This is a genomic window from Ignavibacteriales bacterium (assembly GCA_020635255.1).
In the GTDB taxonomy this organism is placed as follows: domain Bacteria; phylum Bacteroidota; class Ignavibacteria; order Tepidaquicellales; family Tepidaquicellaceae; genus JAEYVS01.
In genome coordinates this window covers 604194-617796 of record JACKAC010000002.1, presented here as the reverse complement: position 1 = coordinate 617796, position 13603 = coordinate 604194, and the positions used below count along the sequence as shown (strand labels likewise).

Annotated in this window: 15 protein-coding genes; 10 read left to right on the top strand and 5 right to left on the bottom strand. The window is 41.2% G+C overall.

All coding sequences use genetic code 11. From position 1 onward, the window contains the following. Positions 1 to 9: 9 nt before the first annotated feature. Genes H6614_10640 through H6614_10620 form a run of 5 tightly spaced genes read left to right on the top strand, consistent with a single transcriptional unit; the run spans position 10 to position 4216 of the window. On the top strand, positions 10 to 546 hold the full coding sequence (locus tag H6614_10640) for a DUF1697 domain-containing protein (GenBank protein ID MCB9244124.1): 537 nt from the start codon (positions 10 to 12) through the stop codon (positions 544 to 546). Continuing rightward, complete coding sequence (locus H6614_10635; GenBank protein ID MCB9244123.1) at positions 546 to 1721, top strand: MFS transporter; 1176 nt, start codon at positions 546 to 548, stop codon at positions 1719 to 1721. The genes H6614_10640 and H6614_10635 overlap by 1 nt, the downstream gene beginning before the upstream one ends. Positions 1722 to 1733: 12 nt before the next feature. Next, a complete protein-coding gene (locus H6614_10630; GenBank protein MCB9244122.1) occupies positions 1734 to 2357 on the top strand; it encodes a DUF1211 domain-containing protein in 624 nt (207 codons plus the stop codon). A gap of 2 nt (positions 2358 to 2359) precedes the next feature. Continuing rightward, complete coding sequence (locus H6614_10625; protein MCB9244121.1) at positions 2360 to 2821, top strand: AraC family transcriptional regulator; 462 nt, start codon at positions 2360 to 2362, stop codon at positions 2819 to 2821. A gap of 15 nt (positions 2822 to 2836) precedes the next feature. Continuing rightward, positions 2837 to 4216 (top strand): DUF4062 domain-containing protein, encoded by a 1380-nt coding sequence (locus H6614_10620; protein ID MCB9244120.1) that lies wholly within the window; start codon positions 2837 to 2839, stop codon positions 4214 to 4216. Positions 4217 to 4218: 2 nt separating this feature from the next. On the opposite strand, the gene H6614_10615 is transcribed toward H6614_10620, so the two are convergent. Then, positions 4219 to 4887 (bottom strand): DNA alkylation repair protein, encoded by a 669-nt coding sequence (locus H6614_10615; GenBank protein MCB9244119.1) that lies wholly within the window; start codon positions 4885 to 4887, stop codon positions 4219 to 4221. 104 nt (positions 4888 to 4991) lie between these two features. On the opposite strand from H6614_10615, the gene H6614_10610 reads away from it, so the two are divergent. The 3 genes from H6614_10610 to H6614_10600 are packed head-to-tail and all read left to right on the top strand — an operon-like array spanning position 4992 to position 7021. Further along, the gene (locus H6614_10610) at positions 4992 to 6074 is read left to right on the top strand and encodes an AI-2E family transporter (GenBank protein MCB9244118.1); all 1083 of its coding nucleotides are present in this window, start codon (positions 4992 to 4994) and stop codon (positions 6072 to 6074) included. A gap of 46 nt (positions 6075 to 6120) precedes the next feature. Continuing rightward, positions 6121 to 6426: a DUF2085 domain-containing protein gene (locus H6614_10605; protein ID MCB9244117.1), complete on the top strand. Its 306-nt coding sequence runs from the start codon at positions 6121 to 6123 to the stop codon at positions 6424 to 6426. A 46-nt stretch (positions 6427 to 6472) separates the two neighbouring features. Next, a complete protein-coding gene (locus H6614_10600) occupies positions 6473 to 7021 on the top strand; it encodes a rhodanese-like domain-containing protein (protein ID MCB9244116.1) in 549 nt (182 codons plus the stop codon). On the opposite strand, the gene H6614_10595 is transcribed toward H6614_10600, so the two are convergent. Further along, the gene (locus H6614_10595; GenBank protein ID MCB9244115.1) at positions 7011 to 8168 is read right to left on the bottom strand and encodes a PAS domain-containing sensor histidine kinase; all 1158 of its coding nucleotides are present in this window, start codon (positions 8166 to 8168) and stop codon (positions 7011 to 7013) included. The genes H6614_10600 and H6614_10595 overlap by 11 nt on opposite strands. A gap of 88 nt (positions 8169 to 8256) precedes the next feature. Next, positions 8257 to 8916, bottom strand: a complete 660-nt coding sequence (locus H6614_10590) for a sterol desaturase family protein (protein ID MCB9244114.1) — start codon at positions 8914 to 8916, stop codon at positions 8257 to 8259. 174 nt (positions 8917 to 9090) lie between these two features. On the opposite strand from H6614_10590, the gene H6614_10585 reads away from it, so the two are divergent. Continuing rightward, positions 9091 to 9363, top strand: coding sequence for an HU family DNA-binding protein (locus H6614_10585; GenBank protein ID MCB9244113.1), 273 nt, complete (start codon positions 9091 to 9093; stop codon positions 9361 to 9363). A gap of 47 nt (positions 9364 to 9410) precedes the next feature. Here H6614_10585 and H6614_10580 read toward each other — a convergent pair whose 3' ends face one another. Continuing rightward, entirely contained in the window at positions 9411 to 11150 is a 1740-nt protein-coding gene (locus H6614_10580) for a M1 family metallopeptidase (GenBank protein ID MCB9244112.1), read from the bottom strand. Positions 11151 to 11273: 123 nt separating this feature from the next. On the opposite strand from H6614_10580, the gene H6614_10575 reads away from it, so the two are divergent. Next, a complete protein-coding gene (locus H6614_10575) occupies positions 11274 to 11963 on the top strand; it encodes a hypothetical protein (protein MCB9244111.1) in 690 nt (229 codons plus the stop codon). 3 nt (positions 11964 to 11966) lie between these two features. Here H6614_10575 and H6614_10570 read toward each other — a convergent pair whose 3' ends face one another. Further along, complete coding sequence (locus tag H6614_10570) at positions 11967 to 13526, bottom strand: amidohydrolase (protein ID MCB9244110.1); 1560 nt, start codon at positions 13524 to 13526, stop codon at positions 11967 to 11969. Positions 13527 to 13603 lie beyond the last annotated feature (77 nt).

The following is a 13603-nucleotide window of genomic DNA, read 5'->3' as shown; positions in this document are numbered from 1 at the left end:
TTCCTCTATATGAAATATCTTGCCCTTCTCCGCGGTATAAATGTCAGCGGACAGAAAATAATCAAAATGAAAGAACTGGCTGATGCCCTCTCAAAAGCCGGCTTCAATAATGTCAGGACATACATACAGAGCGGTAACGTAATTTTCGACAGCTCAAAGAAAAGCAACTCCGCGCTCTCGAAAGATGTAAGTAAGGTCATTTTTAATTCGTTTGGGCACGACGTCGATGTGATCGTTTGTTCGCAGAAGGAACTTACAAACATAATCGAAAAAGCACCCTTTAAAAAGAAAGACCTGGGTAAAAAGCTCTATGTCTCATTCCTCGCAGAAAAACCCGATGTAGAAAGAACCAAATTAATTAAATCACTAAGTACTGCCTCGGAAACTTTCGTCCTGAATGGAACCGCGATCTATACCACCCGTGACCCTAAATTACCCTTCGACAAAACCGTACTCGGTGTACTCGATAAAAAGATTAAAATGACTATTACTACCCGAAACTGGAACGTGGTAAACAAGATTTCTGAATTAATGCAAACTGCCTGATGAAAAAATTCCGGCACGCCATCTCAAAAAATGTTTTTGTTCTTGGGCTGGTAAGCTTCTTCAATGACATTGCCTCCGAAATGATATACCCTATCATTCCGATATTCCTGACGGGATTGCTTGGTGTTCCGGTAGCAATAGTTGGCGTAATCGAAGGCATAGCCGAATCAACCTCGAGTATTCTGAAGCTGTTTTCGGGCTGGCTGTCAGATAAAGCCCGTAAACGAAAACCATTTGCTGTAATAGGTTACTCTCTTTCGGCAATATCAAAGCTAATACTTGGATTCTCCTCTACATGGGAGTTAGTACTTACTGCCCGATTTACCGATAGATTTGGTAAAGGCGTGCGCACTTCCGCTCGTGATGCTCTGATAGTAGAGAGTTCCGAAAAGGAATCCATGGGAAGATCATTCGGATTCCACCGCGCTATGGATACAGCCGGTGCCGTGATTGGACCTTTACTGGCAATCCTCGTCATCAATTTCTGGACAGAGGATTATAAACTTTTATTCCTCCTCGCTTTCATCCCATCATGTATTGGTGTCCTGTTACTGATCCTATTCGTAAAAGAAAAGAATAAAGACCACAGCACCGCAAGGCCTGTAAAGCTCAGCTGGAAGAACCTCGACCGCTCGTTTAAGGTCTTCCTATTGATCAGTTTTATATTTATGATCGGTAATAGCTCGGATGCTTTTCTCATCCTCCGCGCAAAGGACCTCGGACTGTCACTTACTATGGTTATACTCGCCTATGTTTCGTTTAATATAGTATATGCTCTATCTTCGACTCCCGCAGGCATTCTTTCGGATAAGATTGGTCCCCGTAAATTACTTCCACTCGGATTTTTATTGTTTGCCGTAGTATATTTATTTTTCGGGATCATCGACAAAAGTATCTTTATCTGGATATTATTTCCGCTGTACGGCATATACATGGCTATGACGGAAGGTGTCGGTAAAGCATTCATATCTCAGTTAGTCCCTAAAGAAAGATCCGGAACCGCATTCGGTATCTATCAATTAACCGTCGGACTTTGTACTTTCATCGCGTCTTTAATAGCCGGACTCATGTGGACTTATATCGACGTGAGCGCTCCATTCATTTTTGGAAGCATAACGGCAGTGATTTCCGCCATAATGTTTATTATCTTGGAAAAACCTGAAGTGATTAAATAATTGTACCGTCAAATGGCAGAAAAAGAAACAACTCGTGTAGAGGCATTCAGCGATGGGGTTTTCGCAATTGCTATTACATTGCTGGTACTTGGTCTGGTCGAACCTCATATCGAGGCTACCACTACAAACGAAGAGTTATTCAAAGGTCTGTGGCACATATGGCCGTCATATTTAGGATTTATTATCAGCTTCACTACTATTTTAATTATGTGGATAAATCACCATGAGATATTCCGTATCGTTGGCACGGTAAATAAAAAATTCCTCATCTCAAACGGAGTTCTTCTGATGATGGTGACGTTCATTAATTTCCCCACGAAAGTTTTCAGCAGTCAATTGCAGACGGACTCGGCGGTCGCCGCAACCGCATTCCTTATGGGAAGCTATGTTCTCGTAGCCGCGGCATTTCTGTGGTGGTGGCAGGAAGCAAAAAAACTGAGAAAGAATAATGTTCCTGACGAGGTAATAAGTAAAATATCACGCAGCTACGCATTGGGGGTTCCCTCATATATGATATGCCTTATTCTGGCATTCATCTGGATCCCGCTGAGCATTGCAATATTTGCAGTAATGTCGATTTTCTGGATTACATTTCTCCGAGTACCTATCTATCAACCTCCAAAACATACAAACTAATTATGGATTACAACACAGAACAACTCGACGAGATCAAGATCATCGGTCTCAAGATCAGAACTACTAACGAAAACAACCAGGCAGGCACGGATATATTCCATGTGTGGGACAGGATCTTCAAAGAGGATATACCCGGCAAGATCCCAAATAAAACCGGCGACGAAATGTACGGAATTTATTTCGATTACGAAGGGGATTATACAAAACCCTACAGCTTTATGGTAGGATGCCCGGTAAGTTCTCTGGATGACATCCCTGAGGGTATGGACAGCGTTGTCCTCAATTCCGGAAAATACGCGCACATTGTTGCAAAAGGTAAAATGCCCGACTGTATAGTCGAGACCTGGCAGGAGATATGGAACTCTGACCTGGATAGAGCATACGGTACCGATTATGAGGTCTATGGAGCTAAATCACAGGACCCCGGTAATGCCGAAGTGGACGTTTACCTTTCGGTAAAGTAACTTAGATTTATTAAAATGTCAGATAAGCCTAAAATATTTATTTCTTCTACAATATTTGATTTTAAAGATCTAAGATCTTCTTTAAAGTTCTATCTCGAATCTCTTGGGTTCCAGGTTTTTATGTCGGAATTTAATGATTTCAAGAAAAAATTAGACGAGAATTCTTACAACGCATGTTTACAAACCATTCGAGAGTGTGATTACTTTATCCTTTTGGTAGGAAGCAGAATAGGTGGATACTATAATTTAGCTGATAAAATATCAATAACTCAAAAAGAATATGAAACTGCCTATGAAAAATTAAAACACAAGAAATTAAAAATACTAACTTTTGTTAGAAAAGAAATATGGATTATCAAAGAAGATAGAAAAATGCTCGAAAAAGTATTGAAGTCAGATTACAAGAATAAATATGAGATTGAGGATGAGGATATTCAAAAAATTAAAAACTTTAATAGTGAAATTGTAAATAATGCTGAATTTATATTTAGCTTTTTGAATGAAGTCGGGAAGATTAATGAAATGAAAGAGGCAATCAGCGGTGAATCCGAATTTCCAAAAGGAAATTGGATTCATCCATTTAATGACTTCTCAGATATAATAAATGTTCTTAAAACAGAATTTCTTTTTAAGGAGGATTTAGGAAATGTTGCCATGTTAGAAAATTTAAGGTATGAATGTATAAATAATCTAAAGCAATTCCTCTTAAAAAATCAGAACATAAATTTAAAGCGAAAACATTCTCTCGCTAAAAATGCGAGGTTACAATTTCATGGTAATATAAAAGAAGAGAGTGAAATTGTTGGAGATGACCTTGCTAGCTTAGGTCTATTTATCCTGATAGGATGTGGGCTCTCAGAAAATTTAAGCTTAGAATTTTTAGAACAGATTCTTTATTCTGGAAAATTTTTAGATTTTGATAAGGATTCAGGAGTGTTCAAACAAAGTCTCCTTACAAATGCTTTATTAAATCTCAAAGAACGAATTTCCTCACTCATCATCCTTGAGGAGAAGCTTATGAATTTAGAAAAGCGAATAAAAGTTTCGGAAAATTATGTTAAGCATATAGGTGAAAATGAAACAATATCAATAAAAAATTTTGATCTAATAGTACCTATGATTTTTCATGATCTCCACGAGGATATTGTAAATTTACTAGGTGGAGTTATTAAATATATTGATGGAGATATTTCTTTTTTAAAAAATCTGAAATTAAATGAAAAATCACCAATTAAAGAATATAATAAAGATCTCAAATCTGAGAACCCAAATGATGATGATATAGATTCATATATAAAAATTCAGTTTTATTTAGAGTACTTAGAAGCAAAAGACCCTTTAGGTTTTAAAGAACTTGAAAAAGAAATATTGACTCAACTAGAGAACAAAAAATGACATCACTTTCTCACCAGCTTACCCTTTTTTATCGAATCGAGTGCGCTGTATGATTTACATGAGGTCTCTCCGTGGTCTATTTCTATCTTACCGACCTTCTTAGCCACTTCCAGAGCTTTCTTATTGAGCTTTGAATTACGTAAGCCTATCACAACCAGCGCGGTGTTCATTCCCTCTTTAGCCCTGTTGGGCGAGGATTGTATTTCCTTCCCTATCGTACTGAGATACTTCTCAAAGAATTTGTCATTCAGCTCCTCATTGTGCCTTGCCTCCTGTGAAACAAGATGATATCCCAATCTTTTCACATACTCTTTCTTTGACTTTGTCCATTTATCGATATACTTGCTGTAAAAATCCGTTCCTCTTATCACCTGCACCAATAGATCCGCCGTCATGTAATACTGCAGATTATTAACCCATTTTTCTACCAGCTTTGCTTTGAGCTTAGCCGGGTCCATTATCATGGTAGCGAGAGACTGTGCGTCAACGTTACCGGTTTCCCAGAGTTCGACACCCAGGTCATGCTCCCCTTTTAATTTCTTCTTGAGCTTGTTCAGGTTTGCGAAGCTCACGCCGAACATATTATCACCCGCTCCATGCCGTTTATATATTTTGCGGTTTTGAGCAGTACCCAGCAATTCGAGCTCTTTCATTACATCTTTTAATTTCATGGCTTACGTTATTTTATAATCAAAAATATTTTAATTTAGTGTAAGAAATAAAGGTTTATAATGATTATTTTCTTTAAAAGAGAAAAGTCCTTAATATAACTCGGATGAAAAAAGACAACCTCATCATAATCCTTCTCGGTATTGTAGTTCTTTTTATTGTTGGAGTTACATTCTTTTTCCTCGAATCCGTGCTTTTGCCGTTCATCGTCGCGGTTCTTCTCTCGATAATCTTCCGCCCGGCTGTCGTATATCTTAATAGCAAGAAGATACCCATGGCGATCTCGCTGTTTATCGTTGTCCTTGTGTGCGCTCTAATGCTGTCGGCGGTTTCATTCCTCATATACAATAGCGTCGAATCGTTCACAAACGAATTCCCAAAATACGAGAGCAAATTTAATCAGAAAACCGCCGGTTGGGGTGAAACCCTTACCAATATGACGGTCTCCTTGGGAATAAATCCCGAAGACCTTACGGTTTCTAAACTTCTCCCGTTCAGCACTATATCTCAATACATTAGTAATTTCGCCGGGGTTTTCATAAATCTTGCTGGAAACGTTGTGATGGTCCTGCTGTTTATGCTTTTCCTCCTCGCGGGTACGGGGGATTCAAGCACAAAAATATACCGGGCATTTACCAAAGAACATGCCGACCGTATATCGCATATTGTAAATAACATTACGAAAAGCGTTAGGACGTATCTTATCAAAAAAACCCTTATCAGCATCCTGACGGGAACACTATACGCACTCATCACCTGGCTTTTTGGAATTGACTTCCCCGTCTTTTGGGGCTTCCTCGCATTCATATTAAATTTTATCCCAAATGTCGGCTCGCTTATTGCGACCGTCTTCCCGGTGATATTTTCTCTTTTCCAGTTTGATTCATTCATATCGTCCGTTATTATGCTTATCCTTCTTATCATCGCGCAGAATATCGTCGGAAATGGCATCGAGCCGATCGTGTTCGCGGAGAGTCTCGACCTCAGCCCGGTACTAATACTCATTGCGTTGATATTCTGGGGCTGGCTATGGGGTATCGTGGGAATGCTCCTTGCCGTTCCGCTCACAGCTACAATTAAGATCATCTGCGAAAACATCTCCCAGCTCAAACCCATTGCCGTCCTGATGGGCGGAAATAGGAACGGGCAAAGCCTGGTAGAGAAAGTTAAAAAAAAGAAAAAGGATTGACCCGAAGTTGAAGCTATTCGATATCCACCTTGTTTCATGTCACAGGATGCCGTCACGATCGTTCTTCTTTAGAGGCAAACAGTTCCCTGTGTGTGCGCGTTGCACCGGGACATACCTCGGCTTCCTGTCCGCTCCCCTTTTCATTTTCGATGTGATCTACTTCAATTGGCTCTGGAGTATCCTGCTCATTCTACCCACGGTCATCGACGGACTTACCCAGGCTTACATGAACCGCGAGAGCAATAACATCCTCCGTTTGATAACGGGCCTTATGTACGGCGTAGGATTGATGTCGTTAGCCAGCCTCATAGGGAGAGCAGTCGGCTTTTACATACTCGATCTCATCAAATAGCAACATTTCTCATTTTACTCTCGTATAGTTTAATATGTATAAAAAGTTGCCAAAAATAGCGCTTTTTGTCCTCTCTTTCCTAATTTCCGCCGGATCACTTTTCTCACAGGAAAAAACCGAATACGTTTGCACTCCCTGCGGTCGAGACTGCGACAACGAGATTCATTACAGTGAAGGCACATGCCCGGTTTGTAATATGCCATACATCGAAAAAAGCAGGGTAAAGATGCACACTTTACAGCCGGAGGAAGTTGCCATGATCATCTCAAACAACGAAGATTATATCATCCTCGATGTAAGAACAAAAGAAGAGTATGATGGCACTTCGGAGATCGAACCTGTCGGAGCCGGTCATTTGCTTAATGCAATAAATATTTCCAGCCGGGAGATTGAGAATAGACTTGGGGAGCTCGAGCAGTACAAAGACAAAAAAATAATCGTATATTGCTCGCATAGTCACAGGAGCCCCATGTGTTCCCAGATCCTCACGGACGCAGGTTTCGAAAATATCTACAATATGGCTGAAGGACTAACGACTTTTGTGGAAAAAGGATTGGTGAATACCAATACCGGCGAGAGCTTGCTTACAAAGTAGTTTTTTTCTTTTTCGGAAAGAAGACGGTAAAAGTGGACCCTTTATACTTCTCGCTTTCGACTTCGATGCGGGAGTTATTCATTTCACAATAATTCTTTACGAGCGCCAAACCAAGCCCGTTTCCTTCGAACTTCCTCGTGTATCCTTTCTCTTCCTGTGAAAACAGCTGGAATAAATGCGGGATGTATTCTTTGGAGATTCCGATACCCGTATCTGACACCTCTACGTACAATTCGTTATCTTTCTCTCCGATAATTATTTCTATGCTTCCCTGTATGGTGTATTTAAGTGCGTTACCGATGAGATTACTGAATATCTGCATTATGCTAAACTCGTCTCCGTTTACAACCGTCCCACTGGCATTATTGGTAAGGCTCAATTTGATGTTCTTTTTATCGGAGCTGACCTTGAACTGTTTATAAAGGTTCTGCAATATATCCGAGTACAGGTCTAATTCCTTCGGGATATACTGGTAATTCCCCGTTTGTATCTCTGACATCCTTAGAATAAGGTCTATCGTCCTCATGAGCCTCTGGCTTGCATCTTCTATCACCTCAAAGTCACCTTTGAGCTCATCATCGAGCGTCGGCTCTAACTGCTCCCGGATCAATTGCGTGTATCCCAGGATGGCATTTATCGGGGTACGTATCTCGTGGGACATTTGCGCGAGAAAATGCGACTTTACCCTGTCGGATTCCTCAGCCGCTTCTTTCGCTATCTTCATTTGCTCCTCTGCTTTCTTCTTCTCGGTAATATCTCTCACTATCGAGATCAAAAGCACTCTGTCATCCTGAACTATCTTAGCCACTGTTAATTCCACAAAAAGCACTCGCCCGTCCTTATGTATGATCTGCGTATCGAATCTGTCCTCTTCCCGCATCTCATAATTCTCGTATTCCTTGGGTTGAAGGTCCACTGTACGCATCTTCATCAGTTCCTCTTTGGTATATCCGGTGAGATCCGTTGCGTGGTCGTTCACTTCCAGTATATTCTCGTTTTCGTCCTCGATAAATATAGCATCGTTCGCCTTCGCAAAGATCGCCCGGTATATCTTCTCAAACCGCAAGCGTTCCTGCTCCGCCTTATTTATGCGAAGATTCAGATCATTCTGCTCGACGGAAAATTTATTTTCGTCTGTACTATCCAATTAGATGGTTGAGTGAATAAAAAAGGCGGTTTTTACCATCGTATGATGATAAAGCACCGCCCCGCATTATAAAAAAACCAATATGGCTCTAGTTTCCTACGACGACCTTTTCAGGTTTCTCGTCCTCGGATCTTTTCTTCATTACCTTTGGAGTAGTTCCAAACACATAATCCCATAAAGGGTTGCTCACACCGTAAGCCGTGTGATCATCCTGGAAATGATGTCTTAAATGATACTCCTTCAAAAACTTTCCTATCTTTCCATTCATGCGCATATGATGCGTAGCATAATGAACCGAATCATAAGCTACATACCCAAAAATAAACCCTGCGAATATATTATACCCGTAAGCCCCAAAGAGACTAGTGAAAATAAAATAGAATAACACCGCCAGAGGTATGCTCACCAAAAGAGGCATTACAAGCCGGGTGCTGTCCCTCGGATAATCATGGTGAATACCATGCACGAGAAAATGCACCTTCTTTCCGGTCTCGGACTTTGGATGATAATGAAATGCCCACCTGTGAAATGCGTACTCAAAAATAGTCCAGATAAATCCGCCCGCCAATATACAGAGCAAACCGTAGAGTATATTTATCTGGCTGAATCCCAGGTACAATAGATATCCCGCTACCGGGACATAGACAATTACAGGGGTTATTGGATGTATATGAGAAAAGTACTCCAAAACGGGATTCTTGAATAACCGTATGGTCTCGTCCTTATTTGATACATACATCTTTGGCATTTTCTATCCTTCTTTTAGATACTAGTCTGTTATAAATATATAAGGATATAAATAATTATAAAAGACAATAAAGCAGTCTTCCAAAATATGCCAAAAACGTTTGATTTTCTCGCATTATGAAGTTATTTTTGTAATTAAGCAACCAACTAACTTTTTTCAATAAAAAACCAAACAATGAACAAAGAAGAGTTAATTAACCAGATCGCCGGGGATGCCGGAATAAACAAGACTCAGGCAAAAGCAGCCCTTGAATCTTTTACCGACAGCGTAAAGAAGTCTCTCAAGAAGGGGGGGAAAGTCAGCCTTGTTGGTTTCGGTACTTTTTCTAAAGGTCGCAGAGCAGCAAGAACCGGAAGAAATCCTCAAACTGGTGCTTCAATCCAAATTCCTGCTAAAAACACCATCAAGTTTAAAGCCGGTAAAGAGTTTAACGATTACCTGAACTAAAAATTTTTAGTTGTAAACTAAAAGGGCTGCCAACCGGCAGCCCTTTTTTATTTAGCTTTTACTTTCTTTAGTATCCACGAATCCTTATCCAGATATACTTTTAGCGGTTTTCCTTTTACCGGATGCGTAAATTCCTGCTCCCGCTTATCATTATAAAACGTCAGTACCTCTTCGCCTTTATCGGTAACTACCGTCACCTTGATAGGCATTCTGAATACTTCCCAGTTGTCCTTTTTATTCTGAGTTTGCTCGATATTGAGCCTTAGCATGTATGTATCAGTACCTTCCTGCCCGTCATATTCATCGGCTTTCCATGAATATTCATAGTTTGGTCGTCCCGTTCCTTTAAATATCCACTGATCGAAAAAATCCGTAAGATCCATTCCCGATATCTTCTCGCACACATCCTTGAATTGGTACGTATTTGCAGTCTTATATTTGTATTCTTCGTAATATGTCCTGAGTATCTTGAAGAAGTTATCGTCACCTACCACACCTCTTAGCATATGCAGTACCCAGCTTGCTTTTTGATAGACAGTCGGACTGAATATGTCTCCTTGCGGATCATATACCGTACCGAAATAAAATCCGTAATCCTCTTTCCTGAGATACTTTATCAGTGCGTCCTTACCGCCCTTATGTTCTTCCCACAGAGCTTCCGAGTATGAAGCGAATCCCTCGTTCAGCCAGATGTCACGCCATGTCTCCGGCGATACTGCATCCCCAAACCATTGGTGGGCAAGCTCATGCGACACTATCGGCTCGAAATACCCGTTACCTGTTACGGTTAAATAGCCCATACTCGTTAATGTCTGGTGTTCCATAGCACCGCTCGTCCATCCAAACGTCGCCATACCGTATTTTTCATCTATAAAGGGATACTCACCGAAAATCTCCGAGAAATACTCTATCATTTCCACCGTGACAGCCCAGTCGTACTTGGCTTTTTCTGTCAGATTTGGATATGTATAATACTCGACCGGCATTTTCCTTTCACCGTCCAGTGAAGTGTACTCTTCTTTCCAGTAGTCGTATTTACCAATAGCAAGCGATACGAGGTATGTCGTAATGGGATACTTCGTCTCCCAAGTATATGTCTTCGTGCCATCTGAATTTTCCGTCTCACTTACAAGTAGTCCGGTGCTTGCCGCTGTTAGTTCATCAGGGACAGTCATCGATATTGTGAACGTGAATTTATCCCTCGGGACATCCTTGCACGGCCACCATGTTGGAGCATATGTCGGCTCGCTCAGAGTGTATATAGCGGGATACTTATCGAATGTCTTGAATGCGAACGAATCGAATCCTTCGTGTTCTGGCTTCCCGTGATAGGTTACCTCGACCGTAAAATTATCGTACTTATTTATTGTATTTCTTGAATTGACAATAAGGTAATTGTTACTCTTGTCATAGGAAGTAGTCTCGCCGTTTATCTTAACAGCGTCCACTGTCATATTATCGTATAGATTTAAATATACAAAGTTAAGCGTATCCGTCAATGACTGCGCGTCCATTTCCATTACGCCATAGACTTCTTTTTTCTCTATATCAAAAGAAAGTGCCAGGTTATGATTTTTCACATCATATAGATTCTGCATCGCCTCTACAAGTGGAGGATCTGTCCTGACCGTAGTATCGAACGCCAGTTGTCTGTATTTATCCTGTAGTAGCGCAAAAAATTTATCGGGGTTGCTTATCGCCGTTATTCCTGTTGCAAATAACCCAAACCATATCATTTGGATGAAGAATAAAAAAGCAAACAACATCCCTAAAGAGATTTTTTTCATAAGTGAAAGCTTATTGGTTTTGTTCACATCTACCATCGCTTGTATAATAATTAAATTGTTATATTATACGTTTATAGGTATTTTATGTGACAGCAAATTTAACTTTAAAATTCCCGAAATAGTATGAAGAAATTAGCAATTATCGCTATTTTACTGTTTTTATCGCTGAATTTAACATCCTGCATCAATATTACCCGTAATATTAAAGTCAATAAAGACGGTTCGGGTTCCGAAAACATGATGCTGGAATTCGATAAGACTTTCTTCGATATTATGGTCTCTTTTGCCACAATGGGCGATTCGACTAATGCGAATGCGATAAGAGATTCACTTTATGACGATGAGGACTTCATCTCGGGAATTAAAGAAAAACTCATCGGTGTACCCGGACTCACTCTGGAAAATATATATTCTGTCACAAACGCCGATTCATCCAAAACCATCTTCGCTAGCTATGCTTTTGACAATGTTGATAAGTTAGGTATCAGTATTTCGGATGATTCCGACCAGCTTCTGAGCGAAAAGATTGAAGTGAAATACACCGACAGAGGTGATGATATTCTGTTTACCTACACTGAATTGGAAGACCCTGAAGATGTAAACGGGCAGGATTCGACATACACTGCGATCATTGACGGCATTGCGGAATTGTTTAAAGGTAAGCAGGCTGTTTACAGCTTTGAATTCGATTACGACGTTATCTCTTCTAATGCAACAACACAGGACGGACGCAAACTCACGTGGATAGTTCCTCTCGATGAAAAAATGCGCAATAGGGAAAAGCTTCATCTCGAAGCCATACTGCAAAAATAAATTCTAATAAACCCTCGCGCCGTCTTTAAATGTCATCTCTACTTTCACGCCTTTTATTTCTTCCGGTGTCATCGCGAATAGGTCATCCAGGACGATCACATCGGCGATCTTTCCCTCTCTGAGACTTCCCCGGCTGTTCTCTTCACCCGAAGCGTATGCATTATTTATCGTATAGCAAGTCAGGCAGTCCTCTAACGGCATTCTGTACTCTCCGTAAAATGCATCGTCACTTCCCTCGACGTGTCTTGTCATTGCATAGTACATATTCACAAATGGACTCTCCCCCACCACCGGAAAATCCGTCCCGAAACACACATTCACACCCATACCGTATAATAGCTTGTATATGTGCGTCGTCTCGGGGTGCTTCAGCTTTTCCACTGCCGTCTTCGCGTCACTGAACATGTGCCACGGCTGGACCGACGCTATCACATTATACTTCTTGAACTTATCCAGATCATCCTTCCGTATATGCTGTGCATGCTCTATCCTGAATCTCCTGTCCTTTACACCTAGGTCCTTCACCAGGTGCTCATTATAATCCAGCAACTCCGTCACTGCTTTATCACCTATCGCATGCACCGACATCCTGTACCCATTCATGTCTATCATATCACCGTACTTCACAAAATCCCCCGAACTCACGAACTCCGTCACCGACCCGGAATACTCCCTCCCGTTATAGTTATCATGAAAATACGCTGTCTCACTCGTCAGTGACCCGTCATAGAATGCCTTCAGCGACATAAACTTTATCCTTCCCCCATACCTTTTAAACCTGTCCTTATACCCCTGCATATTCTCTATCTCCCTGAATGGAAGCCTCGAATCTATATACAAACCCAATTCATTCCTATTCAAAAGGCGATCTATCGCATCCAGGTCCTCCGGCAGTGTAATGTCCGATACTGCCGTTATCCCAAGGCTATTCAGTTTCGCCACCTGGTCTTTGAGGTCATTAGCAATTTCCTCCGTGGTTTTCTTCGGCGCGTTCATCCATACGAAATTCCTCGCTCCCTCCTTTACCTCCCCGGTCAACCTGCCGTTACTATCCGTCACCAGATCCTCCCCGCTAAATTCGCCCTTCTTATTTTCCAAACCTATCTGCTCTATCGCTTTCGAATTCAGTATCGCCGAGTGCAGGTCGAACCTTGAGATGAACACTGGTACGTCCGGGCACATCTCATCCAGCATATCCCTATCTATCACGAACTTCTCCCTGAAATTACTTTCCGAAAAATAACCTCCCTCTATCCAGCCGTCACTCTCAGCGCTGTATTTTTTCACCCTTTCTGCAAATTCATCTCGCGTCCTTACATCCCTCAGGTTCAGTTCCTTATTAACCAGCGCGCCCTTTATCAAATGGCAGTGTCCGTCCATAAATGCCGGCATTATCAGCTTTCCTTTTACGTCTATCATCTCATTGTAATCCGGGCTTCTGTCCACTGCCTCGGCATTACTGCCGGCGAAATCTATCTTTCCCGTCTCGGAATCGAATCCCACCGCTTCCGCGAAATACTTCCTGTAAAGCCATGCTTTACCGTTTATTAGTAATGTCTTCATACTCCAAAATATAAAATGCCCGTTAACTATTAAACTCAAATAAAAAAGGGGCATTCGCCCCTTTTGGAAATCCTGGT